The organism is Streptomyces sp. NPDC050636 (genome assembly GCF_040654775.1).
Lineage (GTDB): Bacteria > Actinomycetota > Actinomycetes > Streptomycetales > Streptomycetaceae > Streptomyces.
Genome location: NZ_JBFAIP010000001.1, coordinates 473,938 through 499,875 on the forward strand (window position 1 = coordinate 473,938; position 25,938 = coordinate 499,875).

Genomic DNA, 25,938 nt, shown 5'->3' on the forward strand with positions numbered 1-25,938 from the left:
TTCCGGATCTTCCGCGCCCCCCTCGGGCTGCCCTATCCCCCACAAACGGGCATGTCAGGGGCGGTACGTCCGGGGCCCCCCGGACGTGTTCCGGGAGTGGTTTCCGATGTGTCAGGGGGCCGGTCTCAGGCGGCGGCCAGGTACGACTTCCAGCCACCGGCCGGCTTCTGTCCGACACCTACGCCCTGGAGCTTGCTCAGCACGTTCGGGTCCTGTGCGTCGAGCCAGTCGGTGAACTGCCGGAATGACACCAGCCGCACATCCTTGTTCCGCTCGTCGGCGATGTGCTTGATCGCGTCCTCGACGGCGTCCATGTAGATACCGCCGTTCCACTGCTCGAAGTGGTTTCCGATGAAGAACGGCGCGCGATTGCTCTCGTACGCGCGCTGGAATCCGGAGATATACGCCTCGGTGGCTTGCTTGCGCCAGCCCGGGTAGTTGGCCGGCGGGGCCTTTGTCGAGTTCTTCGACTGGTTGGCGAGGATGTTGTAGTCCATTGAGAGGACCTCGAACGAGTGACCCGGGAACGGAATCTGCTGAAGCGGGAAGTCCCAGATTCCCATCTTCTTCTTGGGCCACATCTGGAGACCGCCGGGTGAACTGGCGTCATAGCGCCAGCCGAGGTCCTTTACCGTCGGCAGCAGATTTCCCTGACCGAGAAGACACGGGGTGCGGCCGCCCACCAATTCCTTGCGGTAATCGAAGGGCAGCGGGTCTATCTCGGTGAAGCCGGTGTGCGTACGCCACTTGGTGACAAAATCCATCGCCTGGTCTATCTCGGACTGCCACTGCTGCGGCGTCCAGAGCTTGACGCTGCCCGAGCCGGAACAGAAGTGACCGTTGAAGTGGGTGCCGACCTCATGGCCGTCCAGCCATGCCGCGCGTACGTTCTTCAGCGTCTCCTTGATGTGGTCGTCGGTGAGATAGCCGATGGCGGAGGCGCCGGCCTGGTTGTTCGGCGGGCGGTAGATCTGCTTCTTCGATTCGGGCAGGAGGTACAGCCCGGAGAGGAAGAAGGTCATGGCGGCGCCATGGTCCTTGGCGACCTTGAGGAATCGGGGGAAGAGGCCGTTGCCGACCTCTCCCGCACCGTCCCAGGAGAAGATCACGAACTGCGGCGGGGTCTGGCCGGGTTCCAGCCGTTCCGGCTTCTCCGGCTGATGGGGCTGCGCTCCCGAATTGGCGGTCGAGCCGTCACCGATGGGCTTCGAACGGGCCTGCACGGAGTTCTTCGCCCGCTGCTTGTTCGCCTCATTGTCCGAGCCGGACAGGGAACAGCCCGCGACACCGAGCGCCGCGGCTGCCCCAACTCCCATACCCAACAGGTTCCGCCGACTGATCGCGCGCATACCGTCGTCCCCATCCGTGCTCGACGAACTCAATATCCATATAAACGGACATCCGAGTAGAGGGCATGTCGGACGGAGAGGTTCCGGTTACTCGCTCAAATCTCTTGCTTTGCCTGCCATTGACTTACCGCCAATTGATGGATCATCAGGCGCCAAAGGCCTTGCTCTTCCCCTTGACGGGTTTGGCGCCGGCCAACAGGTGGGAGGGAACCAGGTCGCGCGCCGGCTCGCTGTAACCCACCGAAATGATCTTGTCGCCGTGAAAGGTGAAAGACGTCAGCGAGGCAAGAGTGCACTGCCGCCGCCGCGGGTCGTGCCACAGCCGCCGCCGCTCCGCGAAGCTGCGTACGATCCAGATCGGCAGCTGATGGCTGACCGCCACCGCCTCGTGGCCGCGCGCCGCGTCCCGGGCCGCGCCCAGCGCCGCCATCATCCGTACGACCTGCTCGATATACGGCTCGCCCCACGACGGGCGGAACGGATTCGTCAGGTACTTCCAGTTGCCGGGCTTCTTCAGCGCGCCGTCGCCCACCCCGAAGGTCTTCCCCTCGAAGACGTTGGCCGCCTCGATCAGCCGTTCATCGGTGGCCAGATCCAGACCATGCGCACCGGCGATCGGCGCCGCCGTCTCCTGCGCACGCTCCAGCGGCGAGGCCACGACATGCGTGATGTCCCGGTCCGCGAGGTGCTCCGTGACCTGGTCGGCCATCTTCCGCCCCAGATCGGAGAGGTGGTAGCCGGGCCGGCGGCCGTAGAGAACGCCCTCGGGGTTGTGCACCTCGCCGTGCCGCATCAGGTGCACGACGGTGATGTCTTCGCTGCTCATGTCACCCATTCATTCAGTCGTCTGCAAGCAGTCGGCGGCCCGTCGGCCGATCCGCGTTCCTCAGGCCGTCGCCTCGGCCGCGGCCCGCGCGGCGGCCGGCAGTGCGGCGGCGATCCGCTCGACGGCCGCGGCGTCGTGCGCGGTCGAGACGAACCACGACTCGAAGGCGGACGGCGGCAGGTAGACGCCCTGCGACAGCATCGAGTGGAAGAAGGCGGTGAAGCGGAACGACTCCTGCGCCTTCGCCGCGTCATAGTCCGTCACCTCGGTGTCCGTGAAGAAGACCGAGAACATGTTGCCCGCGACCTGCAACCGGTGCGCGACACCCTCCTTCGCCAGCGCCGCGGTGACCAGACCCCGCACCTCGGCCGAGACCGCGTCGACCTTCTCGTACGCGGCGTCGTCCAGCAGCCGCAGCTGCGCGACACCGGCGGCGGTGGCGATCGGGTTCCCGGACAGGGTGCCCGCCTGGTAGACCGGGCCGGCCGGGGCGAGGTGAGCCATGACGTCGGCGCGCCCACCGAAGGCCGCGGCGGGGAAGCCGCCACCCATGACCTTGCCGAAGGTCATCAGATCGGGCTGCACCCCATCAATTCCGTACCAACCGGCCTTGCTGACCCGGAAGCCGGTCATGACCTCGTCGGAGATGTAGAGCGCGCCGTTCTCCGCGCACACCTCCTTCAGCCCCTGGTTGAAGCCCGGCAGCGGAGGCACCACGCCCATGTTGCCCGGCGACGCCTCGGTGATCACACACGCGATCTCGCCCGGGTGCGCGGCGAACGCGGCCCGTACCGCCTCGATGTCGTTGTACGGCAGCACGATCGTGTCGCCGGCCTGCGCACCGGTGACGCCCGGGGTGTCCGGCAGACCGAAGGTCGCCACGCCCGAACCGGCCGCGGCCAGCAGCGCGTCCACATGGCCGTGGTAGCAGCCGGCGAACTTGACCACCTTCGCGCGGCCGGTGAAACCGCGCGCCAGGCGGATCGCGGACATCGTCGCCTCGGTGCCGGAGGACACCAGCCGCACCTGCTCAACCGGCGCGATCCGCGCCACGATCTCCTCGGCCAGCTCGACCTCGCCCGCGCCGGGCGTGCCGAAGGACGTACCGTGGGCGACCGCCTCCTGGACCGCGGCGATCACCGCGGGATGCGAGTGACCGAGGATCATCGGCCCCCAGGAGCACACGAGGTCGACATACTCACGGCCGTCGGCGTCAGTGAGGTACGGACCCGCACCGGACACCATGAACCGGGGCGTACCACCCACGGCACGGAACGCCCGCACCGGAGAGTTGACGCCGCCGGGCGTCACCACGGAGGCGCGATCGAACAGCGACTGCGAAACAGGGGCTTCATACGGAAAAGACACTGTGATCCTGACCTGCATAAACGGAGGGAGGGCGGCGGCACACGGACACGGCCCGGCTGACAACGGTGTGGGATTCGCCTCGCGGACACCTCTTGGGCGCCGCTCGGTTCCATCTCGGTCCCTTTTTGATTCCTCTCGCTCTCGACCGGGCGTCAGGCCCCTCGCGTCTGCGAAACTGGGGCGACGTACGAGTAAGTCACGCAAGCAATGGTCTCAGAGGCGCACGGGGGCGCGCGGCCGGGCGTTTCGCACGCCGGTGACGGGGGAGGTCTCTGAGACGATGATCGGGTTGCGCGGCTAAGGCTGCGAGTGGTCGGGTGGAGATATGCATCGCGGTGGCGAACTGGGTGAGGGGACCGATGACCGGGGTCCCGAGCGCGCCCAGCGCGGCCGTCACCGGCGCGAGGGCACCGAGGGCATCACGGGTGGGGACAACAGAGGCGGCCGCATGGGGGTGACGTACAAGTACTTCGGCGCACCGAACGGTGCGACGGCGGCCCGGGTCCCGATCTCGATGCGCCCCGAGGAGCTCGGCGGTGACGAGCTCGGTATGGGTGGCATGTTCACCAAGATCAAGCCGGAGACGATGGCTGCGATGGTCCTCACCGGTATCGAGGGCATACCGCTTCATAAGGTCCCGCCGCTGGAGCTGGTCGTCCTGCACCCCGATTACGCCGTCGTCAAACTCCCCATGACCGTGGTCGACCCGTTGCGGGGTGTCGGCGAGGAGTCAGTCGGCGCGGCCGCGTTCATCTGGTCCACCGTCCCGGACCGGGGCGGTCCGCGCGATGCCTTCAGCGTCTACCAGCTCCTGCACGAGTGGCAGGACTTCAGCCACCGGCTGCACGAAGCGGGGCACCAGGCGTACTGCCTGGTGTGGCCCTGAGGTGCCGACCGGCCGCTGCTGAATCGTTGCGGCCGCGCTGGGCGGGTCTGGTCACCGCGTCGGACTGATCACCACGTAGGGCGGGCCGAGACGCCGCCGTCGACGACGAGATCGTGGCCGGTGATCCAGGACGCCATCGGCGAGGCGAGGAAGACACAGGCATCGCCCACGTCCTCGGGCCGCCCCAACCGTCCGGCGGGCGCCGCCGCTTCCCAGCGGCGGACCCCCTCCGGCCAGTCCTCCTCGATGCCGGGGCGCCCGATCAGGCCCGGCGAGACGCTGTTGACGCGGATCCCGTACGCCGCGTACTCCAGGGCCGCCGAGCGTGCGTGCATCACCACCGCCGCCTTGGACGCGCTGTAGTGGGCGTGCCGGGGCGCCGGACGGTCCGCCTCGATGGACGCGATATGCGTCACCGACCCTCCGCCGCCTTCCCGCATGACGACCGCCGCGGCCTGGGTACAGGCGAAGACGCTGTGCACGTTGGTGTCCGCCACGGCCCGCCAGTCGGCGAGCGACATCGTCGCCAGCTCCTGGGTGGGCTGCACGCCCGCGTTGTTCACCAGCGCGGTCAGCCGGCCCCGCCAGCCGCCGGCCTCCGCCACCAGCCGATGGCACTCCGCCTCGACGGCCAGATCGGCGTGGAGCGCCAGCGCACTGCCGCCCCGCTCCGCGATGTCCTCTACCAGCGCCCGCGCGGCCTCGGCCCGCGTACGGAAATGCGCCACTACGGCGGCGCCCGCGGCGGCAAACCGCAGCGCGATACCGCGGCCGACAGTGCCGCCCGCACCGGTGACGAGGGCGACTTGGCCGGTGAGGTCGGGGAGGCCCGGGAGTTCGCGGAGGCTCGGGCGCCCAGGCGTTTCGGGGGTACTGCGCCCCTCCGGGGCAGCGTGGTCGCCGGGAGCGGCCGCCCCGTCACCGGCGTTGGGGGAACAAGGGGTCGGCTGCTCTGTCATGGCCGGCTCAGCGCGGCGATCCGCGCTGCCTCCTGAGGGAAGCGCACGGCCAGTTCGGCGGCGTCCCCGTGCTCGTAGTCGTCGAAGGTGAAGCCGGGCGCCATGGTGCAGCCGAAGAGCGTCCAGCCGCCGCCCTCGGCGACCACGGCGCCCATCCATGTGCCGGCCGGCACGGTGAACTGGACGTGCTGGCCGCCGAGGATGTCGGGGCCGAGGACGACCGTACGGGCGGCGCCCTCCTCGGGGAGCAGGAACAGGGTGAGCGGATCACCGAGGTAGAAGTGCCAGATCTCGTCGGCCGGCAGCCGGTGCAGGGCGGAGTAGTCGCCCGGCTCGGCGGTCAGCAGCATGACGATCGCCGAGCCCTCGGGCCGCCCGTCGGCGCGCTCGGGTCCGGCCCAGGTACGCCGGAACCGCCCGCCCTCACGGGGCAGCGGTACGAGCCCGTAGAAGTCGATCAGCGCCTCGGGCAGCCGGCCGGGCCGTCCGGACGCGGGCATCGGCTGGTGCGTATGCGGCTCGTGCATGGGCAGCCTCCCGTCTCGGTCCACACCCTAGGCAGGGGGCGGCCCGCGACGCGGGCAGAATCGAGCCATGTCCGATACCCCGTCCGACGGGACGGTGCTCTGGAACACCGTCGAAGAGCTGGCGCGCCGGCTCGACCGGGAGAGCACGCTGCCGCCCGAACAGGAGCGGCTGCTGCGCATCCTGAAGGTCTCGGAGGAGGCGGGCGAAGTGGCCCAGGCCGTCATCGGGGCCACCGGCCAGAACCCGCGCAAGGGCCACAGTCACACCTGGGACGACGTCCACAGCGAGCTGTGCGATGTCATCATCACGGCGATGGTGGCCCTGACGACGCTGACGCCGGACGCGCAGCGGATCTTCGCCGGGCATCTGGAACGGGTCGCGGAGCGTGTGCCGGCGCCGCGGACCAGCCCTTCGTAAGCCGCTCGCCGGTCCTCCTCAGGGCTGTTCGGCCGTCAGATAGCGCTGGATGGTGGGCGCCAGCCAGGCGACGACCTCGTCCTGGCTGAGCCCGACGGCCGGCGGGATGTGCAGGACGTAGCGGCACAGCGCCATGCCGAGGATCTGCGAGGCGATCAGCGCGGCGCGCGTCGGCGCCTGGTCGGGCACCGGGCAGACGGCGGCGAGGACCGGCCCTATCTGGTCGGCGAACACCCCGCGCATCCGCTCCGCGCCCGCCTCATTGGTGACGCCGACGCGCATCATGCCGGTCAGCGTCTCGTCGCACTCCCAGCGCTCCAGGAAGTGCCGTACGAGCCGGGCGCCGAGCTCGTCGTGCGGCACCCCGGTGAGGTCGGGGACGTGCACTTCGATCTCGGAGGCGGCCGCGAACAGCCCCTCCTTGTTGCCGTAGTAGCGCATCACCATCGACGGGTCGATGCCCGCCTCCCTGGCGATGGCGCGGATGGTCGCGCGCTCGTAGCCGTCGGCGGCGAAGCGGTCCTTGGCGGCGGCCAGGATCGCGGCACGGGTGGCCTCGGAGCGGCGGGGGCGTCCGTGGTCCCCGGCGTTGGGGGCGACGGGGACCACGGGGGGCACGTCGACGGCCACGTCGGGGGGGACTGCGGGGGTGGAGGGGGCGCGTTCGGCCATGTCAACAACTGTAGGCCAACAGGTGTTGACATGCCAGGTCCGACCGCTCTACGATTTTGCCAACAAGCGTTGACCAACACGTGTTGGCATAGGAGGCAGCCATGGAGGCCGCGAACCGCAAGCCCAGCACCACCGCTCCGACCACAGCCCCTTCGCCCGATCCGGTGCCCGATCCGGCGCCCGGCCCGGCGACCGACCCCGAGGCCCGCCGCACCGATGTCATCGTCGTCGGCGCCGGCCCGACCGGGCTGCTGCTCGCCGGCGACCTCGCCGAGGCCGGCCTCGGCGTCACGCTCCTGGAGCGCCGCCCCGACACGACCAGCAACCTCACCCGCGCCCTCGTCGTACACGCCCGAACCCTGGAGCAGCTGGACGCCCGCGGACTCGCCGACGAGCTCGTCTCGGGCGGCTATCCCCTCACCCGCGGCCGCCTCTTCGGGGGCGTCGCCGTCGACCCGACCCAGCTCCCGTCCCGCTTCCCGTTCATGCTGGCCACCCCACAGTTCGAGGTCGAGCGAGTGCTGGAGCGGCGGGCCCGGCAGGCCGGCGTCATCTTCCGGTACGACTCCGAGGTGCTCGGCCTGGAGCAGGACGACGACGGCGTGACGGTGCGCGTCCGCGATGCCGACGGCATCCGCAGCGCCCGCGCCGCCTACCTCGTCGGCACCGACGGCGTCCGCAGCACCATCCGCGAGGCCCTCGGCCTGCCCTTCCCCGGCAAATCCGTGCTCCGCTCCCTGGTCCTCGCCGATGTCCGGCTGGCCCAGGAGCCCGAAACCCCGCTCACCGTCACCGCCACCACGGACGCGTTCGCCCTGATCAGCTCGTTCGGCGACGGCTGGTACCGCGTGACCGGCTGGAATCGCCACCGCCAGGCCGACGACGATGTGCCCGCCGACCTGGACGAGGTCCGCGAGCTGGCCCGTATCGCCTTCGGCAGCGACTACGGCATGCATGACGCCCGCTGGATCTCCCGCTTCCACAGCGACGAACGGCAGGTCCCGAGCTACCGCGTCGGCCGCGCCTTCCTCGCCGGAGACGCCGCGCATGTCCACTCCCCGGCCGGCGGCATGGGCATGAACACCGGACTCCAGGACGCCGCCAACCTCAGCTGGAAGCTCGCCGCGGTGCTCCAGGGCCATGCCCCCGACAGCCTGTTGGACAGCTACCACGACGAGCGGCACCCTGTCGGCAAGCTCGTGCTGCGCACCAGCGGCGCCATGCTCCGGGCCGGCCTGCTGCACGGGCCGGTGGGGCGCGCCGCCCGCGCGGTGGCCGCCCAGCTCGTCAACCGGCTGCGGCCGCTGTCCCGCCGTGCCATCCGCACTCTCTCCGGCATCGGCATCAGCTACCCCGCCGGGCGCGGCGCCCACCCTCTCGCCGGCCGCCGCGCCCCCGACGTCCGTCTCGCCGACGGCAGCCGCCTCTACGAGCTCCTGCGCCACGGCAAGTTCGTCCTCATCACCCCCGCCGCCGACGCCACCGGACCACAGCCCGCCGCCGACCGTGTCGTACGCGCCTCCTGGGCGGGCGGACGGCGCACCGCGCTGCTCGTACGGCCCGACGGCTATATCGCCTGGGCCACGGACGTCACCGCCCCGGCCGAGCGCGCCGCGGGACTACGCGCCGCCCTCACCCACTGGACCGGCGCCACGGCAGAGGCCAGGGACTCCATAGGCACCGCCCCGCCGGCCTCCCTCACCCCGCGAGCACATGCCGCAGATACGCCCGCGGGTCGCTGAGATAGCGACGCCAGTGGTCGACGAGACCCAGGTCCGCCCACTCCGCGGACCGCATGCCGTGCTCGCCGACCTCGACGATCTCGGCGCCGGGCAGCGCCGTCAGCAGCGGGGAGTGCGTGGCGCAGATGATCTGCGCGCCGCGTTTCCCCAACTCGTCCATCAACCCGACCAGTTCAAGGCAGGAGGAGAAGGACAGTGCCGCCTCCGGCTCGTCCATCACATACAGGCCCGGCTGCGAGAACTTCTCCCGGAAGGCCATCAGGAAGCTCTCCCCATGGCTCATATCGTCCGGGACCTGTGACAGCCGCTCCCGGCTCAGCGCGTCCAGCGCCGTCTCGGCCCGCAGAAAGAAGCCGCGCCGGCGGGTTCGCGGCCCGCGGACCATCCGGCGTCCGGCCTGCGTCGGATCGAACCGCAGCACCGCGCCGAGCTCCGACGCCTCCCGCGAGCTTGCGTACTTATAGCCCGCCGAGCCGCCGTACGAATCCAGCCCGAAACCCTCCGCCAGCGCCTCGACCAGCGTCGACTTCCCCGAGCCGTTCTCCCCCACGAGAAAGGTGACCGGCGCGCGGAAGGTCAGCCCCTCGTCGGCCAGCTGGCGCACACACGGCACCGTCCAGGGCCAGCCGTCCCCGGCCGTCCCTTCCCCTTCCGGAAGGTCCACGTAAGCGCGTTCGATGAGCATGCCTCGAAGCTCTCACACGCCACCGGCACCCGCCCTTCCCATGACGGGCGGGGCACCACCTCGGGCAACCGCCTGTCGGGCAACCGCCTGTCCGACCACTGCCTGTCCGACCACTGCCCAACGGGCCACTGCCCAACGGGCGGCTGTCCACCGGACGGCCTCCTACGCTGGTCGGCATGCTGACCGTCCGCTCCGTCGCCCTCTTCGTCCTCGCCGCCCTCTTCGAGATCGGCGGCGCCTGGCTCGTCTGGCAGGGAGTCCGCGAGCACAAGGGCTGGGTCTGGATCGGCGCCGGGGTGATCGCCCTGGGCGTCTACGGCTTTGTCGCAACTCTCCAGCCGGATGCCGACTTCGGCCGCATCCTCGCCGCGTACGGCGGAGTCTTCGTCGCCGGTTCGCTGGCCTGGGGCATGGTCGCGGACGGGTACCGCCCGGACCGGTGGGACATCATCGGCGCGCTGATCTGCCTGGCCGGTGTGGCGGTGATCATGTACGTCCCGAGAGCCCGTTGATCACTCCGGCTGCATATCCTGGCCACGCACTACGCACGTCAGATACCACGCACCACGCACCTCGCGCGCCGCGTACAACGCACCACGCGCGCCACGCACCACGGACGCCGTACCCGCCCTACACGCTGCCCACCCCGCACGCCACAGGCACGAGGAGAGTCCCATGACCGCCGACGCCCCCACCGCCGACGCCCCCACCGCCGTCGTTACCGGAGCGAGCAGCGGCATCGGCGCCGCGACCGCGCGGCAACTGGCCGCAGCCGGCTACCGCGTCGTCCTCACCGCCCGCCGCAAGGACCGCATCGAGGCCCTCGCCGCCGAGCTGCCGCACGCCGAGGCGTACGCACTCGACGTCACCGACCGCGCCGCCGTCGACGCCTTCGCGGCCACCCTCGACCGCTGCGACGTCCTCATCAACAACGCCGGCGGCGCCTTCGGCGCGGAGCCGGTCGCCACCGGTGACCCCGCCGACTGGCGCGCGATGTACGAGGTCAATGTGCTCGGCGTGCTGCACGTCACCCAGGCGCTGCTGCCCGCGCTGACCGCCTCCGGCGACGGCACCGTCGTCGTACTCTCCTCCACCGCCGGCCATGGCACCTACGAGGGCGGCGGCGGATATGTCGCCGCCAAGCACGGCGCCCACGTCATCGCCGAAACGCTCCGCCTGGAGCTGTGCGGAGAGCCCGTGCGGATCATCGAGGTCGCCCCCGGCATGGTGAAGACCGACGAGTTCGCCACCACCCGCTTCCGCGGCGACGAGGCCAAGGCCGCCAAGGTCTACGAGGGCGTCGCCGCGCCGCTCAGCGCGGACGATGTCGCCGACACCATCGCCTGGGCGGTCACCCGCCCCTCGCACGTCAACATCGACCTCCTGGTGGTCCGTCCGCGCGCCCAGGCCTCCAACACCAAGGTCCACCGCACCACTTGAGACCGGTGAGGCGCACCACGCCCTCCGGCCGGTCACCCCTCGGATACGGGGGCCAGGTACACCCCTGACCGGGTGTGCGGGCCCCGTGTCCCGGGCCGCGGTCCTCGCGACAGTGGATCCATGGCATCCACGACGCATCCGGAACCACCCGCGGCCCACGGCGAAGGCCCGGCCCCCAAGGGCCGGGGCCGCGGCAGTCACCAGGCCGGCAGCCTCGAAGCCGGCACCCCCAAGTCCGGCACGACCGCCGCCCGCCGCCCCGGACGGCGCCGCGCCGCCTGGTGGCTGATCCCGTCCGCCGTGGTGATCCTCCTCGTCACGGCCCACGCACTCAGCGCCTACGTCCCGCCCGACCTGCACACCAGCCGAATCCCCCCGCGCAGCGAACTGCACTACGCACTCCTGGTCGCGCACATCTTCACCGCCGCCGTCGCGGTGATCACCGGCATCGCTCAGTTCTGGCCCTGGCTGCGCCGCCGCCACCCGGTCGTCCACCGCTGGACCGGCCGCACCTACTTCTTCGCGGGCGTCTTCCCCTCGGCGCTCGTCGGCATCCCCGTCGTCTGGTTCATCGACCTGGGACTGAGCAACCAGATGGCACTGGGGGTCCTCGACGTCCTGTGGATCACCACCGGCATCGCCGGCTACCGCAGCGCCCTCCAGCGCCGCTACGCCGACCACCGGGTGTGGATGATCCGCAACTTCGCCCTCACCCTCGTCGCGATCACCTCACGACTGCTCCAGCCCCTGATCGAGCAACTGGTAGCGGCCCAGCAGTCCGACCCGATCAGGTACGCAGGCAACCCCGTCACCGCCGCCCACGACCTCGCCAGCACCACAGCCTGGCTGGCCCTCGTCCTGAACATGGTCGCCGCCGAGTGGTGGATCCAGCGACAGGGCTATCGGCTGGGGCGGCGCCGGAGGTAGCGGCAGCGGCAGCCGGCGGGGCCGACCGGATCCTCAGCGGCCCGCATCGACCAGCCAGGACTTCCGTGACTGGTGGCCCGTAGCCCGTAACCCGTAGCCCGTCAGTCCGCAGGGCCCGCGCTCGCCAACTCCTCTTCTGTGGTGGGCAGAACGAGCGCGGACGGGTGGTGGAGCGAGACTTCGGCCGGTATGAGTCGGGTGGCCGTCGGCAGGGGTTCACCGGTGCCGGTGTTGCGGGCGAAGCGTGGGTGGGCGCCGCCGCTGACCTGCAGTCGGATCCGGTGTCCGGCGGGGAAGCAGTAGGCGGTGGAACTCATGGCCACCGTGACGGCGGCCGGGGCGGGTCCGGTGGGTTGCAGCCGTCGCAGCCCGTCGCAGACGTTGGTCGAGCGGCCCCGGTCGTCGACGTCGCAGAGCCGGGCGAAGACATCGGCGTGCCCGGTGTCCGTGCTGACCTGTAGCTCCGCGCTGACCGGCCCGAGAATGGAGAGTGGCTCGGTGAGCGGTGCGGTGGTGAAGGTCAGCACATCGTCCCTGGCCTCCAAGGCGGTGTTGTCCTGGTTCCCGGCCTGCCCCGACAGCAGGGGCCCGCCGATCGAGGGGGTCGGATCGGCCGGGTCGTAGCGGAAGGACGACGGCGCCGACGTGTCTTCGGGGGCCTGGGTGCCCAGTGTGCCGTCGCCGTCGAGGTACCAGCGGTGGGCCGTCGCGGCCGGAGGCCAGTCGGGAAGGTCGTGCCAGGTCCGCCGGCCGCCCAGGTGGACCCGCGCCCTCGTCTTCCGCAGGCCGGACGGGTCGTCGCACAGGTGGGCCCGCAGCCAGGCGAGGCTTTCGGCGAAGACCTCGGGCCAGCCCTGCTGCATCGCGGAGTTGTGCGTCCAGGGGCCGACGAGCAGGGCGGTGTCGCAGCCGGCGCGCCGCAGCCTGTCGTACTGCTGCAGGGTCTGGTCGAGGAACGCGTCGTGCCAGCCGGTGATCAGGCTGGTCGGCACGGTCAGGCGCTCGGCCACGGCCCCCATGTCCGCCCCCTGCCAGTGCGCGTCGTCCGCGTCGGGGTGGGCCATCGCCTCCTCCAGGAACGGCACCCGGCCGCCCAGACCGGGCACATACGCCTCGCCGAGGGGAAGGGTCCGGGTGATCTTCCGGAGGTGGCGTCGCAGCCGCAGTGCGGCCCGCGCAAAGCTCAGGACGCCTCGGGGGTAGTACACCCGGCCCAGGGAGGAGACCAGGGCGTTCTCCAGGGCGAACACCCCTGACGGGTAGGAGAAGCCGTGCATGTCGTGAACGCCGACCTGGACGACCATGGCGCGCAGTTCCGGCGGCGGGTCCACGGCAAGCGCCCACTGCACATAGCCGAGGGCGCTGGGACCGATCGTCCCCAGCACACCGGTGAACCAGGACTGCCGGCGCAGCCACTCGACGGTGGCCTGGCCGTCCGCGGCCTCGTGTTGCCACACGGCGAACTCGCCGCCGGATCCGCCGGTGCCGCGGCAGCTCTGCAGGACGACGTGGAAGCCCTGTTCGGCCAGCAGCACGCCGTACATCGGCGCCCAGGGCAAACCCCGGCCGTACGGCGAGCGGACCAGGAGCGTGGGGAAGTCGCCGTCGGCCAGGGGGAAGTAGTGGTCGGTCAGCAGCGCGCTGCCGTCGGCGGCGGGCACCACCAGGCCGGGCTCGTACGCGATGTCGTGGAGCTTGGGAGGCATGCCCCGCGTGGCGCGCCTCATGGCCCGGACGTGCAGGGGCGGCTTCTTTGCGGACGAGTGGTGCGTCGCCGTCGTCACGGTGCCTCGATTCCTGGCTCAGGATCCGTCATGCTTCTCGTACGACGTACGAGAATAGCGGATGATTGGATGGCGACAGGAGTGAGGAGAGGTTGCCGTGCCCCGTACAGGCTCATCCGGCCGCAATGCCGGTGTGGATCCCGAGTTGCTCTGGTCGCCGGCCGAACGCCCGCGGCGGGGGCGGCCACCGGCGCACAGCCGCGCCGCGATCACCGCCGAGGCCGTTGCCATCGCCGACGCCGAAGGACTCACCGCCGTCACGATGCGCGCGGTCGCGGCCCGGATCGGGGCCGGCACGATGTCCCTCTACAGCTACGTCCCCAACAAGGAGACGCTGCTGGAGCTCATGATCGACCAGGTCGGCGGCGACCACCGGCTGCCACCGGAGCCTTCCGGCAACTGGCGCGACGACCTTCGGCAGCTCGCCCACGAGCAACGCGCGATCATGCTGCGCCACCCCTGGCTGCCCGGTGCGCTGCCCGCACGGCAGACGCTCGGCCCGAACACCCTCGCCGTCATGGAGTACGCACTCGCCGTACTCGCACCCGTCGGCCTGGACGCCCAAGGAGGTCTGGAGACCTTCAGCCTGCTCACCGGCTTCGTGGCCAGCTACGTTTCGTACGAACTCGCCCAGGAACAGGCGACGGAGGCCGCCGGCCGCACCTCCGACGAAATCCTCGACGCACAGGCCCGCTACCTTCGGTCCGTCGCCGCCGGAGGCGCGTATCCCAAACTCGCTCAGGCACTGGCAGTGCCGAGCAAGGACCCAGCCCCCCAAGCCGCTTTCGACCGCCTCCTCGACCGCATGGTCAACGGGCTCACGGCAGCGGCGTGATCACCTCGTCGGGCAGGGCCGGCCGCTCGACGCACCCGGCCGACCGGGCCCGAGCGGCGAGGGGCCGAAGCCGGCCCGCGCACCGGCCGGCCCGCCCCCTCGCCTGACTGACTCAAAACCGGAAGCGGGGCAGCCCGCACAGAGCTGCCCCGCCCCCCGTTCTCCGCTGCTCAGCCCTTCACACAGACAACCTGCTTGAGCTTGGCGACGACCGCCACCAGGTCCCGCTGCTGATCGATGACCTTCTCGATCGGCTTGTAGGCACCCGGGATCTCGTCCACCACGCCGGAGTCCTTACGGCATTCCACGCCCCGCGTCTGGTCTTCCAGGTCCCGCGTGGAGAAACGCTTCTTCGCGGCATTCCTGCTCATCTTCCGGCCCGCGCCGTGCGACGCGGAGTTGAAGCTCGCGGCATTCCCCAGACCCCGGACGATGTACGAGCCGGTGCCCATCGAGCCCGGAATGATGCCGTACTCGCCGGTGCCCGCGCGGATCGCGCCCTTACGGGTCACCAGCAGATCCATCCCGTCGTACCGCTCCTCCGCCACATAGTTGTGGTGGCAGGAGATCACCGGCTCGAACGTCGGACGGGCCTTCTTGAACTCCTTGCGGACGACGTCCTGGAAGAGCGCCATCATGATCGCGCGGTTGTGCTTCGCGTACTCCTGCGCCCAGAACAGGTCGTTGCGGTACGCCGCCATCGGCGGGGTGTCCGCGATGAAGACCGCGAGATCCCGGTCGACGAGCCCCTGGTTGTGCGGCAGCTTCTGCGCCTGCCCCATGTGGAACTCGGCCAGCTCCTTGCCGATGTTCCGGGAGCCGGAGTGCAGCATCAGCCACACCGCACCCGTCTCATCGAGGCAGAACTCGATGAAGTGATTCCCGGACCCGAGCGATCCCATCTGCTTCGTAGCCCGCTCCTGACGGAACTTGACCGCTTCCGCAACTCCATCGAACCGCGCCCAGAAGTCGTCCCAGCCGGCGGTCGGGAAGCCGTGCATCCGCCCCGGGTCGACCGGATCGTCGTGCATCCCCCGCCCCACCGGAATCGCCTGCTCGATCTTCGAGCGCAGCCGGGACAGATCACCCGGGAGATCATTCGCGGTCAGCGACGTCTTCACCGCACTCATCCCGCAGCCGATGTCGACACCGACCGCCGCCGGGCAGACCGCGCCGTGCATCGCGATCACCGAACCGACGGTGGCCCCCTTGCCGTAGTGCACATCCGGCATCACGGCCAGGCCCTTGATCCACGGCAGCGTGGCGACATTGCGCAGCTGCTGCATCGCGACGTCCTCGACCGTGGACGGGTCCGTCCACATCCGGATCGGTACCTGGGCACCGGGCACTTCGGTGTACGACATAACTTCCTCATTCCCCCGAAAAGACATAAAACGCAAAAGCTGGACAACTCATCCGATCTTGGACGGTGGACCGGCGGTTGCGGCAAGACGTGCGGTAGACATTGTGTCCATCGGCCGCTGTCCGGCGGCAACCACATTTCCTGGGGAAGGAGCCGCGAACGATGCAGCGAAAGCCGTTCGTACCCGGTGCCGCACTGGTGGCCGCCGCGGCGCTGGCCGTCGGCCTCACCGGCTGCACCGGCGGCTCCGCCACCGACGGTGGCGCCACCGATGCCAAGGGTGGCGACGCCACCTCGTCGAGCTCGGCCGCCCAGCCGGGCCGGTACCAGACACTCCCGGAGGCCTGCGGGCTGCCCGCGCCGAGCACCGTGCGCGGCATGCTGCCCGGCGACGGCGAACGCCTACCGGCCACCGAGGCCGAGAAGATCTACGCCGGCCAGGCCGATGTCACCTATGACACGGACCGCCGCGTCGGCTGCCGCTGGAAGCGCGAGACCACGGCCGGCACCCGCCATCTGTCGCTCGACATCCAGCGGGTGGTCTCGTACGACTCCGCCGTCAGCGACGACGACAAGGCGCAGGAGATCTACGGGAACAGGGAGCTGGCCGCGGGAATCCCGTCCGACGGCTCGTCCTCGTCCGCTTCACCGTCGCCGTCCACCCCCAAGGGCAAGGAGACCGGCAAGGGCGGGGACAAGGGCAAGGGCGGCGAGGAGACGCCGGAGGGCGACGGCACGGAGTCGGGAGACCCCTCGGGCTCGCCTGACCCGTCCGACGACGCGAGCATGGACCCCGGCGGCTCCACCGCTCCGCGCGTCCTGAACGGTCTCGGTGACGCGGCCTTCCTGAACGACAAACTGGTCACCGCGGACTCCGGTGTGCACCGTGACATCACTGTGGTCTTCCGCACGTCGAATGTGATCGTGACGATCACCTACGACCAGTGGTCGACGGACAAGACGATGTTGCCGGAGAGCCAGGAACTGCAGGACAAGGCCCGTTCGCTGGCCGGCGAGCTGGCGGAGAGCTTCAGCGAATAGTCCGCATTAGCCGAATTGCGGCAATCGCCAGACCTGAACGCTTCCATCCGATTCACCCGACTGCCAAACAGCACGAATCGGCCACCGGCCTCGCTCCGCCGCGTACCGTGCCCTCTAGCCATGCCCCGTACGTCCCCACGTCCCCGTGCACGGGGCACGGTCACCCCGTCGACGAACAGCGAAGGAACCATGCACCGTTCAGCCAAGCGACTCGCCAGCCTTCTCGCCTGCGCCGCAGTCCCGGTGATGCTCGTCGCCGGCTGCTCCGGCTCGGACTCCGAGAGCTCCGGTGACGCCTCCGCCGACGCACCCAGCAAGACGGGCAGCGCGTCGCCGACCGTGGCGCCCGCGAAGTACAAGAAGCTGCCGGTCCCGTGTGACGCGTTCTCCAAGGACACCATCAAGAAGCTGGCGCCCAAGGTGAAGGACGCGTCCGGGGAGCAGGGCACGTCCAACGACAACGCCGCCCACGGCAGCTGCTCCTGGAGCAGCCTGGACGACGAGGGCGTCGACGGCTCCCAGTTCCGCTGGCTGGACGTCGGCTACCAGCGCTACGACTCCGAGCTCGGCATCGGCTCCGGTGACGCGCGCGCCACGGAGTTCTACGGCAAGCAGGTCACCGGCGCGAAGGGCACCAAGGACGCCAAGAAGGTCAAGGCGGTCAAGACCTCCGGGATCGGCGATGAGGCGACCGCGATCACGTATGACATCAAGAAGGACGGCAACGCCTTCAAGAACACGACGGTCGTGGTCCGTACGGCCAATGTCGTCGTGACGGTCAACTACAACGGCGCGGGTCTGGCCGGCGGGGACACCCCGAAGGCGGACAAGCTGCTGAAGGACGCCCAGACCGCCGCCAAGGAGGCCGCTGTCGCCGCCGCCAAGGCGAACGGCTGATCGCTTCTCCTCGGGCGCCTCGGGTGCCCCAGACGGCTTAGCCGCCCTGGGCGCCCCGAGGGCCCTGGTGCCCTGAGTGCCTGCCTTGCCCGGGCTCGTCCCGGCCCTGTCCCAGGCGTACGCCCTCTTATCCCGGCCCTCTCCGGACCCGGCTTGACCCGTGTGCCACGCTAGGCGCGCCATTTCGCCGACCGGGGAGGGACCGCGGGTGTCCGAGACGACGCACACAGCGCAGCTGACTCGTACGCACCGCATCCTGATCGGGGTGGTGATCGCCGGGGCGGTGCTGATCGCGGCCATCGGGTTCACCGGCTCCTACGCGGCGGTGCGTGAGCTGGCGGAGAAGAAGGGCTTCGGCGCCTTCTCGGCCGTCTTCCCGATCGGTATCGACGCCGGGATCGTGGTGCTGCTGGCGCTGGACCTGCTGCTCACATGGATCCGCATCCCGTTCCCGCTGCTGCGCCAGACGGCGTGGCTGCTGACGGCCGCGACGATCGCGTTCAACGGTGCGGCCGCCTGGCCCGACGCGCTCGGCGTGGGGATGCACGCGGTGATCCCGGTGCTGTTCGTGGTGGCCGTCGAGGCCGCGCGGCACGCGGTCGGCCGGATCGCCGACATCACCGCCGACAAGCACATGGAGGGCGTCCGGCTCACCCGCTGGCTGCTCGCGTTCCCGTCCACGTTCCGGCTGTGGCGCCGGATGAAGCTGTGGGAGCTGCGCTCGTACGACCAGGTCATCCGGCTGGAGCAGGACCGCCTCGTCTATCAGGCGCGGCTGCGGGCCCGCTACGGCCGCTCCTGGCGCCGCCGGGCACCCGTCGAGTCGCTGATGCCGCTGCGGCTGGCGCGGTACGGCGTGCCGCTGGCGAAGACGGCACCGGCCGGACTGGCCGCGGCCGGGATAGAACCGCCGGTTCTCATGCCCGCGGGTACGGGAGCGGACACGGGCACGGCTACGGAAGCGGCCACCCCCGCAGGTACGGCCCCGGGCCCGATCCCCGTCACGGCCGCGGGCGCGGATGCCCGGCCTGCACTGGAGTCCCACCCGGCGGCCGAGGTGGGCGGCACCCCCGAGGCCGGATCCCCGATCCCGGCCCCCACCACCCCCGAGCCGGAGATCAACCACACCCTGTCCCCCGAGCCCGCGGCTACCGCCTCCACCCCCGAACAGGCCGCCACCGCAACCCAGTTGACCGTCCCGGTAGGCCCCGGCCGCAGCCGCCCGCTGGGCAGCGCGGGCGACCCGCTCCCGATCCCCGAACCGGCCCAGCCCTCTCCCCCGGCCGCCGAACTCCCCCCGGACCCCGAGCAGTTGCCCCCCGTCGGCACCTTCCCCGACGACATCCCGCGCGACGAGGCGTACTTCGCGGCGTACCGGTCGTATGTGGCGGAGCAGAACAGTTTCCCCAACTCCCGGCAGTTCAGCCGCTACCTGCTGGACTTCCACGGGGTCACAGGACAGGACGGCGGCCCGCTGAGCGAGAGCTATCTGCGCGGATTCGTACGCGACTTCCGGCTGCGTCTCCGCATGGAGCTGGAAACCGAGCACATCCCGTAGCCACCAGGCCCAGCCCGGAGCCACCGAGCCCATCCGGAGCCACCGGGCCCATCCCGTAGGCGGGCCACCGGACCCGGCCCGCTACACCGCCTCCCGGCCTATCCCGCTCCGCTGCCGCTTCTTGTCCACGTCGCCCCAGACGGCGAGCGCCGCGCCCGCCGCGAAGACGCCGAGATAGGCGACCGACGGCAGGTCGAACCAATGGGGCAGCAGCCCCCAGCCGCCGTCGAAGAAAACCTGGCCGATGAAGCCCACAGCCCCCTGGAGCATGGCGATGAAGCCAATGATTCCTCTCATGACTCCAGAGTGACGGGTTCGACCCCGGCGGTCGTCATACCGCGGGTCGAACCCGTCGTCAGCCCTGGGTGGGACGCGCCCGCCGAGCCCTACGACTCAGCGGCAAGGCCCCTCGGCGCCACGCGCCAGGCGGATCAGCCGCCCAGCAGCCTGCGCACCCGCTCCGCGCCCACCGCCAGCAGCAACGTGGGCAGCCGCGGCCCGGTCTCCCGGCTCACCAGCAGCCGGTACAGCAGCGCGAAGAACGCACGCTGCGCGACCTTCAGCTCCGGCGTCGGCTTGGCGTCAGGTTCGAGCCCCGCCTGGATCTTCGGCACGCCGTAGACCAGCGTGGTCAGACCGTCCAGCGACCAGTGCTCGTCCAGCCCGTCGAGCAGCAGCCGCAGCGAGGCGCGCCCCTGCTCGTCCAGCGAGCCGAGCAGTTCCTTGTCCGGCTCGTCGCGCACGATCGTGCGCTGCTCGGCCGGCACCTGGGTGGTGATCCAGTACTCGGCCTTGTCGAGCCGCGGCCGGGTCTCGTCGAGCGTGGTGACCGGGTTGTCGGGGTCGAGCTCGCTGAGGATGCGCAGCGTCTGCTCGTCGTGGCCGGCGGTGATGTCCATGACGGAGGCCAGCGTCCGGTACGGCAGCGGGCGCGGCGTCTTGGGCAGCCAGCCGGCGGCGGTGCCCACGGCGCGGGTGTAGGCCGCGTCGTCGGCGGGCTGCGCCGTGCCATCCGTGATCTTGCGCTCCAGGGCATCCCACTCGTCGTAGAGCCGCTGGATCTCCTGGTCGAAGGCGATCTTGAAGGCCTGGTTGGGCTTGCGGCGGGCGTACAGCCAGCGCAGCAGCGGCGCCTCCATGATCTTCAGCGCGTCGCCCGGCGTGGGCACCCCGCCCTTGGAGGACGACATCTTGGCCATGCCGCTGATGCCGACGAAGGCGTACATGGGCCCGATGGGCTGCGCACCGTCGAAGACCTCGCGCACGATCTGGCCGCCGACGACGTACGACGAGCCGGGCGAGGAGTGGTCGACGCCGGAGGGCTCGAAGATGACGCCCTCGTAGGCCCAGCGCATGGGCCAGTCGACCTTCCAGACCAGCTTGCCGTGGTCGAACTCGCGCAGCGCGACGGTCTCGGAGTGGCCGCAGGCGGTGCAGGTGTAGGCCATCTCCGTCGACTCGTCGTCGTACGAGGTGACGGTGGTCAGGTCCTTCTCGCAGACCGTGCAGTACGGCTTGTACGGGAAGTAGCCCGCGCCGCCCGCGCTGCCGTCGTCCTCGCTGGCCGCGCCGGAGCCCTCGGCGGCTTCCAGTTCCGCCTCGTCGACCGGCTTCTGCTGCTGCTTCTTCGGCTTGCCGGTGGCCTTGTCCTTGGTGCGGTAGCGGTCCAGGACGGCGTCGATGTCCGCGCGGTGCTTCATCGCGTGCAGCACCTGCTCGCGGTAGACGCCGGAGGTGTACTGCTCGGTCTGGCTGATGCCGCGGTACTCGATGCCCAGCTCGGCCAGCGACTCCTCCATGGCCGCCTTGTAGTGCTCGGCCCAGCTGCCGTACGGGCTGCCGGGCGGGGCCGGCACGGACGTCAGCGGCTTGCCGATGTGCTCCGCCCAGGACGGGTCGATACCGGCCGGGACCTTGCGGTACCGGTCGTAGTCGTCCCAGCTCACGATGTGTTCGCAGGCGTGTCCGCGACGGCGGATCTCGTCGGCGACCAGGTGCGGGGTCATCACCTCGCGGAGGTTGCCGAGGTGGATCGGGCCGGAGGGGCTCAGGCCCGAGGCGCAGACGATCACCGGTGCGGAAGCACCTGATGTCACTTTGCCGGGGGCGCGGCGCTCCGCCTCGGCAATGACCTCGTCCGCGAACCTGGAGACCCAGTCGGTCTCGGTGCTCTGCTGAGCCACGATCGGCCCTTCCTCTTCCTGAAGCTGTTTCCCGAAGCTTTCAATTGCGCCCTGCGCCCAGTGGCGCCGTCCGGCGTTCAAAAGCCTGACGGTGCCATTCTCCCAGACGACTCCCGGACGGAAATTCAGTGGTATCCGCGTGGGATACTCGTTGGCAAACCCTTTCCACTCCAACGACCCCTCCCTCTAGAAGAGAGCTTCTCTCCATGGCCTCGGTCACCTCCCTCGCAGCTTCGGTCAACCAGCGCGTCGCGGACGCCCTCTCGGCAGCCCTGCCGGAGGCCGGCGCCGTCGACCCGCTGCTGCGACGTAGCGACCGGGCCGACTTCCAGGCGAACGGCATGCTCGCGCTGGCGAAGAAGCTCAAGGGCAACCCGCGTGAGCTGGCGGCCAAGGTCGTCGAGGGCATCGAGGCCCCCGAGCTGATCAAGGAGATCGAGGTCTCCGGGCCCGGCTTCCTCAACATCACCGTCGCCGACGAGGCGATCATCAGGACCCTCGCCGGGCGCGCCGCCGACGACCGTCTGGGCGTGCCGTACACCGCGGACTCCGGCACGACGGTGATCGACTACGCGCAGCCGAACGTCGCCAAGGAGATGCACGTAGGCCATCTCCGCTCGGCGGTGATCGGCGCGGCGATGACCGAGATCCTGGAGTTCACCGGCGAGAAGGTCGTCCGGCGCCACCACATCGGCGACTGGGGCACCCAGTTCGGCATGCTCATCCAGTACCTGATCGAGCACCCGCACGAGCTGGACCACAAGGGCGGCGAGGAGGGCGAGGTCTCCGGCGAGGAGGCCATGTCCAACCTCAACCGGCTCTACAAGGCGTCGCGTGCCCTCTTCGACTCCGACGCGGAGTTCAAGGAGCGGGCCCGGCGGCGGGTCGTCGACCTCCAGGCGGGCGACGAGGAGACCCGGGCTCTCTGGCAGCGCTTCGTCGACGAGTCGAAGATCTACTTCTACTCGGTCTTCAACAAGCTCGACATGGAGATCCACGACCCGGATGTCGTCGGCGAGTCCGGCTACAACGACATGCTCGAAGAGACCTGCCGCATCCTGGAGGAGACCGGCGTCGCGGTCCGTTCCGAGGGTGCCCTCTGTGTCTTCTTCGACGACGTCAAGGGCCCGGACGGCAACCCGGTCCCGCTGATCGTCAAGAAGTCCAACGGCGGCTACGGCTACGCCGCCACCGACCTCTCCGCGATCCGCGACCGCGTCCAGAACCTCGGCGCCGACACCCTCCTGTACGTCGTCGACGCCCGCCAGTCCCTGCACTTCAAGATGGTCTTCGAGACCGCCCGCCGGGCCGGCTGGCTGAACGACAAGACGCACGCCGTGCAGCTCGCGTTCGGCACCGTCCTCGGCAAGGACGGCAAGCCGTTCAAGACCCGTGAGGGCGAGACGGTCCGGCTGGTCGACCTGCTGGACGAGGCGGTCGAGCGGGCCACCGGCGTCGTACGGGAGAAGGCGGAGAAGGTCGGCCTGACCGAGCAGGAGATCGTCGAGAACGGCGCCTACGTCGGGATCGGCGCGGTCAAGTACGCGGACCTGTCGACGTCGGCGTCCCGCGACTACAAGTTCGACCTGGACCAGATGGTGTCGCTCAACGGCGACACGTCGGTGTACCTGCAGTACGCGTACGCCCGTATCCAGTCGATCCTGCGCAGGGCGGGCGACGCCCGCCCCGCCGCGCACCCGGAGCTCGAACTGGCCCCGGCGGAGCGGGCGTTGGGCCTGCACCTGGATCAGTTCGCGGAGGTCCTGTCCGAGGTCGCGTCGACGTATGAGCCGCACAAGCTGGCCGCGTACCTGTACCAGCTGGCGTCGCACCTGACCACGTTCTACGACCAGTGCCAGGTCGTCAGCGACGACAACCCGGCGGAGCTCGTCGAGAACCGCCTGTTCCTCGTCGACCTCACGGCCCGCACGCTGCAGCGGGGCATGGCGCTGCTGGGCATCCGTACGCCCGAGCGGCTCTGAGCGTCGCCCTGTGGCAACCGTCCTGTAGCGACCGCCCGTAGCGACCGAAGCGGCGGCCCGGATTCCGTCCGGGCCGCCGCTTCGTCGTTGCGCCGCCGACCCCGGCCGTACCCGTGGGGGAACCGGCGTCTCGCACTGAACAGACGATCGATAGTGTCTTGCTGTGCACGCGCGGGGGCGTGCGCCGTTGACGTGTCGTTTCCCCCGCTGTTCGGCGTCCGCACGCCGACGCCGACGCGAAGTAGGGGGAGCCATGTCGTACCCAGGGCCGCCCGGGAGTCCCGGCAGCGCCGGGCCGTACGGGCAACAGCCCCCGGAGGGGCCCTGGCCGCAGGGCCAGGGAATGGCTCCGCCACCGCCGATGCCGCCCCCACCGCCGAACGCCCCGCAGGGTTCGCCGGGTTCGCAGAACCCGTGGGCGACCCCGCAGGGTTCGCCGGGCCCGTGGGCTCCGCAGGGCCAGTGGGCCCCACAGGGCGGGCCGGGGATGCCGCCGGGCATGCCGCCCGTCGGCATGCCCGCACCGGCCCCGCGCAAGAACACGGGGCGTACCTGCCTCACCGCCGCCCTCGCCGTCTTCGGCGCACTCGGGCTGCTGGCAGGCGGCGGGCTGATCGCCCACACGTACTCCAACCACAGCCAGAACATCGCCAACGCAAGCGACTACGGCCCGTCGATGTGGCGCAACCAGCCCGCGACCAAGCTCTTTCCGGAGACCCTCGCGGCCAAGCTGGACTACCAGTCCGATGCGACCGACCGCAAGCGCGCCCAGTGGCACCGCATCGGCATATCCGACAACACGGGGTGCGATGACGGGCTGAGCGGCGCCACGGCGAAGGAAGCGAAGAGGCTTGGCTGCAAGGCCGCGCTGCGGGCCACCTACGTCGATCCGACGGGCAACACCTTGGTGACGGTTGCGCTGATCGTCCTGCCGAAGGGCACTGACCCGGAGTCCATGCACGCCTTTTTCAGCGGCCAGCAGGACAGGCACCCGCTGGCGGATGCGGTGAAGGCATACCGCGTCCCGGGCACCGTCGCGGCCAACTGGAGCGACGGGCAGCGTAACGGCACGGCAGGTAATTCGGTCAACAATTCGGACCTCCCCTACGCCCTCGCGGCCTCCGCCGGAGCGACCGACGGCCGCAAGGCGGGCAGGCTGCCCGGCGAGTGGGGCGGCTCCACCACCGACGCGAGAGAGGACCGCGGTTCGTGGGAGGGCGCTGCCACCAGCCTCACCGAGAACCTGGAATCACACCTCACCGATCTGCTGCTGGAGGAGACCACATGAGAATCCGGCGCATCGGATCGGCCGTGGTGGCGGCCGGGCTCAGCTCACTGCTGTGCGTGCCGCCCGCGGCCGCCGCCACCCCCAAGAGCTGGGAGTACCAGGCGCTCGGCCTAGCCTCGGCACAGCGGACCGCACAGGGCGAGGGCATCACGGTCGCGGTCCTGGACACCGGTGTCGAGAAGGACCACCCGGGGCTCCAGGGCAAGGTGACCGCGGGCCCGGACTTCTTGAAGGACGGCCTCCAGCCCGGCGACCCGCGCTGGGGCGAGCACGGCACCGCGATGGCCTCGGACGTCCTCAAGGTCGCCCCGAAGGCCCACGTTCTGTCGGTCCGGGTGATCGACGACAACGACGACAACGACGGCCAGATCGACCAGCGAAGCGGGCCCAGCCCGATGGTCCAGGGCATCAATTACGCCGTGGACCACGGCGCCGACGTGATCTCCATGTCGCTCGGCGGTGACATGTTCGGCGAATATGACAAGGAAGACGCCAACGCCCTGGCCCGCGCGGCGCAGAAGGGCATCCCGGTCCTCGTCTCGGCGGGCAACGAGGGCGACATGTTCAACGACGCCCAGTACCCGGCCGGTTATGCCGGAGTGATCGCCGTCGCCGCGACCCAGAAGGGCGGCAGCCGCGCCGAGTTCTCCACCGTACGGACCTACAACTCCGTGGCCGCACCGGGCGTGGGCATCGTGAGCGCGAAGAACACCGGCGGCTACGCGCCGGTCAACGGCACCTCGCCCGCGACGGCTCTCGCCTCCGGCGTCGTGGCGCTGATGCTCTCCCACAACGGCAAGCTCAAGCCGGCGCAGGTGCGCGCGCTGCTGACCAAGACGGCCAGCCACCCGGCCGGCGGGCGCAACGCCCTGGTCGGGCACGGGCCGATCAATGCCGCCGCCGCGGTCCGGGCCTCCTCGAACCCGCCCGCCGACGGGACGGCCCCGGTGAAGCACAAGGGCAAGAAGTTCCTGGCCGAGCCGGACGGCACGTCCGCGGTGAAGCACCCGCCCCTGGAAACGACCTCGGTGACGGTCGGATACAGCGCGGCCGGCGTCGGACTGCTGATGGTCGTCGGCGCGGTGCTGATCGGCTTCCTGGGCCGTCGGCGCGCAGCAGCGGCCGGGGCGCCGGGGGCGGGCCAGGCAGGTCCCGCAGGCCCCGCGCCCTACCCGGGTCCGCAGTACTAGGGCCTGTCCGACCGTTGC

General features: G+C 70.4%; 24 protein-coding genes. 13 read left to right on the forward strand and 11 right to left on the reverse strand.

Annotated features, from left to right (window positions below; genetic code table 11):
• Positions 1–125 precede the first annotated feature (125 nt).
• From AB0I10_RS02310 to hemL, 3 genes are all read right to left on the reverse strand, one after another.
• Positions 126–1,349 carry a hypothetical protein gene (locus tag AB0I10_RS02310; protein ID WP_363150357.1) on the reverse strand — a complete coding sequence of 408 codons (1,224 nt, stop codon included), beginning with the start codon at positions 1,347–1,349 and terminating at the stop codon, positions 126–128.
• A 145-nt stretch (positions 1,350–1,494) separates the two neighbouring features.
• Positions 1,495–2,175 (reverse strand): histidine phosphatase family protein, encoded by a 681-nt coding sequence (locus AB0I10_RS02315; protein WP_363150358.1) that lies wholly within the window; start codon positions 2,173–2,175, stop codon positions 1,495–1,497.
• A 60-nt stretch (positions 2,176–2,235) separates the two neighbouring features.
• Positions 2,236–3,561: a glutamate-1-semialdehyde 2,1-aminomutase gene (hemL, locus tag AB0I10_RS02320; RefSeq protein ID WP_363150359.1), complete on the reverse strand. Its 1,326-nt coding sequence runs from the start codon at positions 3,559–3,561 to the stop codon at positions 2,236–2,238.
• Between the two features lie 307 nt (positions 3,562–3,868).
• Between hemL and AB0I10_RS02325 the strand changes: the two genes are divergently transcribed.
• Positions 3,869–4,429: a hypothetical protein gene (locus AB0I10_RS02325; RefSeq protein WP_363150360.1), complete on the forward strand. Its 561-nt coding sequence runs from the start codon at positions 3,869–3,871 to the stop codon at positions 4,427–4,429.
• Between the two features lie 68 nt (positions 4,430–4,497).
• Here the strand turns inward: AB0I10_RS02325 and AB0I10_RS02330 are convergent, their stop codons facing one another.
• Both AB0I10_RS02330 and AB0I10_RS02335 read right to left on the reverse strand, forming a co-directional pair.
• Positions 4,498–5,388 (reverse strand): SDR family oxidoreductase, encoded by an 891-nt coding sequence (locus tag AB0I10_RS02330; protein ID WP_363150361.1) that lies wholly within the window; start codon positions 5,386–5,388, stop codon positions 4,498–4,500.
• Positions 5,385–5,915 (reverse strand): cupin domain-containing protein, encoded by a 531-nt coding sequence (locus AB0I10_RS02335; protein ID WP_363150362.1) that lies wholly within the window; start codon positions 5,913–5,915, stop codon positions 5,385–5,387. Before AB0I10_RS02335 ends, AB0I10_RS02330 begins: the two co-directional genes overlap by 4 nt.
• A gap of 67 nt (positions 5,916–5,982) precedes the next feature.
• Between AB0I10_RS02335 and AB0I10_RS02340 the strand changes: the two genes are divergently transcribed.
• Positions 5,983–6,333: a MazG-like family protein gene (locus AB0I10_RS02340; RefSeq protein WP_363150363.1), complete on the forward strand. Its 351-nt coding sequence runs from the start codon at positions 5,983–5,985 to the stop codon at positions 6,331–6,333.
• Positions 6,334–6,351: 18 nt separating this feature from the next.
• Here the strand turns inward: AB0I10_RS02340 and AB0I10_RS02345 are convergent, their stop codons facing one another.
• Positions 6,352–7,005: a TetR family transcriptional regulator gene (locus AB0I10_RS02345; protein WP_363150364.1), complete on the reverse strand. Its 654-nt coding sequence runs from the start codon at positions 7,003–7,005 to the stop codon at positions 6,352–6,354.
• Positions 7,006–7,106: 101 nt separating this feature from the next.
• Between AB0I10_RS02345 and AB0I10_RS02350 the strand changes: the two genes are divergently transcribed.
• Positions 7,107–8,747, forward strand: coding sequence for an FAD-dependent monooxygenase (locus tag AB0I10_RS02350; RefSeq protein ID WP_363150365.1), 1,641 nt, complete (start codon positions 7,107–7,109; stop codon positions 8,745–8,747).
• Here AB0I10_RS02350 and AB0I10_RS02355 read toward each other — a convergent pair.
• Positions 8,704–9,432 carry an AAA family ATPase gene (locus AB0I10_RS02355; protein WP_363150366.1) on the reverse strand — a complete coding sequence of 243 codons (729 nt, stop codon included), beginning with the start codon at positions 9,430–9,432 and terminating at the stop codon, positions 8,704–8,706. The two genes, AB0I10_RS02350 and AB0I10_RS02355, sit on opposite strands and share 44 nt — an antisense overlap.
• Positions 9,433–9,608: 176 nt before the next feature.
• Between AB0I10_RS02355 and AB0I10_RS02360 the strand changes: the two genes are divergently transcribed.
• The 3 genes from AB0I10_RS02360 to AB0I10_RS02370 all read left to right on the forward strand — a co-directional run bounded on the left by AB0I10_RS02360 (position 9,609) and on the right by AB0I10_RS02370 (position 11,799).
• Complete coding sequence (locus AB0I10_RS02360) at positions 9,609–9,944, forward strand: YnfA family protein (RefSeq protein WP_363150367.1); 336 nt, start codon at positions 9,609–9,611, stop codon at positions 9,942–9,944.
• A 163-nt stretch (positions 9,945–10,107) separates the two neighbouring features.
• Positions 10,108–10,872 carry an SDR family oxidoreductase gene (locus AB0I10_RS02365; protein ID WP_363150368.1) on the forward strand — a complete coding sequence of 255 codons (765 nt, stop codon included), beginning with the start codon at positions 10,108–10,110 and terminating at the stop codon, positions 10,870–10,872.
• Between the two features lie 120 nt (positions 10,873–10,992).
• The gene (locus AB0I10_RS02370; RefSeq protein ID WP_363150369.1) at positions 10,993–11,799 is read left to right on the forward strand and encodes a DUF2306 domain-containing protein; all 807 of its coding nucleotides are present in this window, start codon (positions 10,993–10,995) and stop codon (positions 11,797–11,799) included.
• Between the two features lie 101 nt (positions 11,800–11,900).
• Here AB0I10_RS02370 and AB0I10_RS02375 read toward each other — a convergent pair whose 3' ends face one another.
• Entirely contained in the window at positions 11,901–13,526 is a 1,626-nt protein-coding gene (locus AB0I10_RS02375; protein WP_363150370.1) for a CocE/NonD family hydrolase, read from the reverse strand.
• Between the two features lie 190 nt (positions 13,527–13,716).
• Here AB0I10_RS02375 and AB0I10_RS02380 point away from each other — a divergent pair, with 190 nt between their 5' ends.
• Positions 13,717–14,418, forward strand: a complete 702-nt coding sequence (locus AB0I10_RS02380) for a TetR/AcrR family transcriptional regulator (protein WP_363150424.1) — start codon at positions 13,717–13,719, stop codon at positions 14,416–14,418.
• A 170-nt stretch (positions 14,419–14,588) separates the two neighbouring features.
• Here AB0I10_RS02380 and AB0I10_RS02385 read toward each other — a convergent pair whose 3' ends face one another.
• A complete protein-coding gene (locus AB0I10_RS02385) occupies positions 14,589–15,782 on the reverse strand; it encodes an RtcB family protein (protein ID WP_363150371.1) in 1,194 nt (397 codons plus the stop codon).
• Positions 15,783–15,943: 161 nt separating this feature from the next.
• Between AB0I10_RS02385 and AB0I10_RS02390 the strand changes: the two genes are divergently transcribed.
• The 3 genes from AB0I10_RS02390 (at position 15,944) to AB0I10_RS02400 (ending at position 19,277) form a co-directional block, all read left to right on the forward strand.
• Positions 15,944–16,822, forward strand: coding sequence for a hypothetical protein (locus AB0I10_RS02390; RefSeq protein WP_363150372.1), 879 nt, complete (start codon positions 15,944–15,946; stop codon positions 16,820–16,822).
• 189 nt (positions 16,823–17,011) lie between these two features.
• Complete coding sequence (locus AB0I10_RS02395; RefSeq protein WP_363150373.1) at positions 17,012–17,719, forward strand: DUF3558 domain-containing protein; 708 nt, start codon at positions 17,012–17,014, stop codon at positions 17,717–17,719.
• Between the two features lie 208 nt (positions 17,720–17,927).
• On the forward strand, positions 17,928–19,277 hold the full coding sequence (locus tag AB0I10_RS02400) for a DUF2637 domain-containing protein (RefSeq protein WP_363150374.1): 1,350 nt from the start codon (positions 17,928–17,930) through the stop codon (positions 19,275–19,277).
• Between the two features lie 81 nt (positions 19,278–19,358).
• On the opposite strand, the gene AB0I10_RS02405 is transcribed toward AB0I10_RS02400, so the two are convergent.
• Both AB0I10_RS02405 and lysS read right to left on the reverse strand, forming a co-directional pair.
• On the reverse strand, positions 19,359–19,574 hold the full coding sequence (locus AB0I10_RS02405) for a hypothetical protein (protein ID WP_363150375.1): 216 nt from the start codon (positions 19,572–19,574) through the stop codon (positions 19,359–19,361).
• Between the two features lie 134 nt (positions 19,575–19,708).
• The gene (gene lysS, locus AB0I10_RS02410) at positions 19,709–21,460 is read right to left on the reverse strand and encodes a lysine--tRNA ligase (RefSeq protein WP_363150376.1); all 1,752 of its coding nucleotides are present in this window, start codon (positions 21,458–21,460) and stop codon (positions 19,709–19,711) included.
• Between the two features lie 206 nt (positions 21,461–21,666).
• Here lysS and argS point away from each other — a divergent pair, with 206 nt between their 5' ends.
• The 3 genes from argS to AB0I10_RS02425 all read left to right on the forward strand — a co-directional run bounded on the left by argS (position 21,667) and on the right by AB0I10_RS02425 (position 25,920).
• Complete coding sequence (argS, locus tag AB0I10_RS02415; RefSeq protein ID WP_363150377.1) at positions 21,667–23,442, forward strand: arginine--tRNA ligase; 1,776 nt, start codon at positions 21,667–21,669, stop codon at positions 23,440–23,442.
• A 499-nt stretch (positions 23,443–23,941) separates the two neighbouring features.
• Positions 23,942–24,730 (forward strand): hypothetical protein, encoded by a 789-nt coding sequence (locus tag AB0I10_RS02420; protein ID WP_363150378.1) that lies wholly within the window; start codon positions 23,942–23,944, stop codon positions 24,728–24,730.
• Complete coding sequence (locus AB0I10_RS02425; protein WP_363150379.1) at positions 24,727–25,920, forward strand: S8 family serine peptidase; 1,194 nt, start codon at positions 24,727–24,729, stop codon at positions 25,918–25,920. Before AB0I10_RS02420 ends, AB0I10_RS02425 begins: the two co-directional genes overlap by 4 nt.
• Positions 25,921–25,938 lie beyond the last annotated feature (18 nt).

Excerpts from the sequence above, each read along its gene's own strand:
- AB0I10_RS02390 (WP_363150372.1), top strand. The coding sequence starts at position 15,944 with ATGCAGCGAAAGCCGTTCGTACCCGGTGCCGCACTGGTGGCCGCCGCG.
- AB0I10_RS02370 (WP_363150369.1), top strand. The coding sequence starts at position 10,993 with ATGGCATCCACGACGCATCCGGAACCACCCGCGGCCCACGGCGAAGGC.
- hemL (WP_363150359.1), bottom strand. The coding sequence starts at position 3,561 with ATGCAGGTCAGGATCACAGTGTCTTTTCCGTATGAAGCCCCTGTTTCG.
- AB0I10_RS02315 (WP_363150358.1), bottom strand. The coding sequence starts at position 2,175 with ATGAGCAGCGAAGACATCACCGTCGTGCACCTGATGCGGCACGGCGAG.
- AB0I10_RS02310 (WP_363150357.1), bottom strand. The coding sequence starts at position 1,349 with ATGCGCGCGATCAGTCGGCGGAACCTGTTGGGTATGGGAGTTGGGGCA.
- AB0I10_RS02405 (WP_363150375.1), bottom strand. The coding sequence starts at position 19,574 with ATGAGAGGAATCATTGGCTTCATCGCCATGCTCCAGGGGGCTGTGGGC.
- AB0I10_RS02365 (WP_363150368.1), top strand. The coding sequence starts at position 10,108 with ATGACCGCCGACGCCCCCACCGCCGACGCCCCCACCGCCGTCGTTACC.
- AB0I10_RS02350 (WP_363150365.1), top strand. The coding sequence starts at position 7,107 with ATGGAGGCCGCGAACCGCAAGCCCAGCACCACCGCTCCGACCACAGCC.
- AB0I10_RS02355 (WP_363150366.1), bottom strand. The coding sequence starts at position 9,432 with ATGCTCATCGAACGCGCTTACGTGGACCTTCCGGAAGGGGAAGGGACG.
- AB0I10_RS02335 (WP_363150362.1), bottom strand. The coding sequence starts at position 5,915 with ATGCACGAGCCGCATACGCACCAGCCGATGCCCGCGTCCGGACGGCCC.
- AB0I10_RS02345 (WP_363150364.1), bottom strand. The coding sequence starts at position 7,005 with ATGGCCGAACGCGCCCCCTCCACCCCCGCAGTCCCCCCCGACGTGGCC.
- AB0I10_RS02395 (WP_363150373.1), top strand. The coding sequence starts at position 17,012 with ATGCACCGTTCAGCCAAGCGACTCGCCAGCCTTCTCGCCTGCGCCGCA.
- AB0I10_RS02425 (WP_363150379.1), top strand. The coding sequence starts at position 24,727 with ATGAGAATCCGGCGCATCGGATCGGCCGTGGTGGCGGCCGGGCTCAGC.
- argS (WP_363150377.1), top strand. The coding sequence starts at position 21,667 with ATGGCCTCGGTCACCTCCCTCGCAGCTTCGGTCAACCAGCGCGTCGCG.
- AB0I10_RS02385 (WP_363150371.1), bottom strand. The coding sequence starts at position 15,782 with ATGTCGTACACCGAAGTGCCCGGTGCCCAGGTACCGATCCGGATGTGG.
- AB0I10_RS02360 (WP_363150367.1), top strand. The coding sequence starts at position 9,609 with ATGCTGACCGTCCGCTCCGTCGCCCTCTTCGTCCTCGCCGCCCTCTTC.
- AB0I10_RS02375 (WP_363150370.1), bottom strand. The coding sequence starts at position 13,526 with ATGAGGCGCGCCACGCGGGGCATGCCTCCCAAGCTCCACGACATCGCG.
- AB0I10_RS02330 (WP_363150361.1), bottom strand. The coding sequence starts at position 5,388 with ATGACAGAGCAGCCGACCCCTTGTTCCCCCAACGCCGGTGACGGGGCG.
- AB0I10_RS02325 (WP_363150360.1), top strand. The coding sequence starts at position 3,869 with ATGCATCGCGGTGGCGAACTGGGTGAGGGGACCGATGACCGGGGTCCC.
- AB0I10_RS02420 (WP_363150378.1), top strand. The coding sequence starts at position 23,942 with ATGCCGCCCGTCGGCATGCCCGCACCGGCCCCGCGCAAGAACACGGGG.
- AB0I10_RS02340 (WP_363150363.1), top strand. The coding sequence starts at position 5,983 with ATGTCCGATACCCCGTCCGACGGGACGGTGCTCTGGAACACCGTCGAA.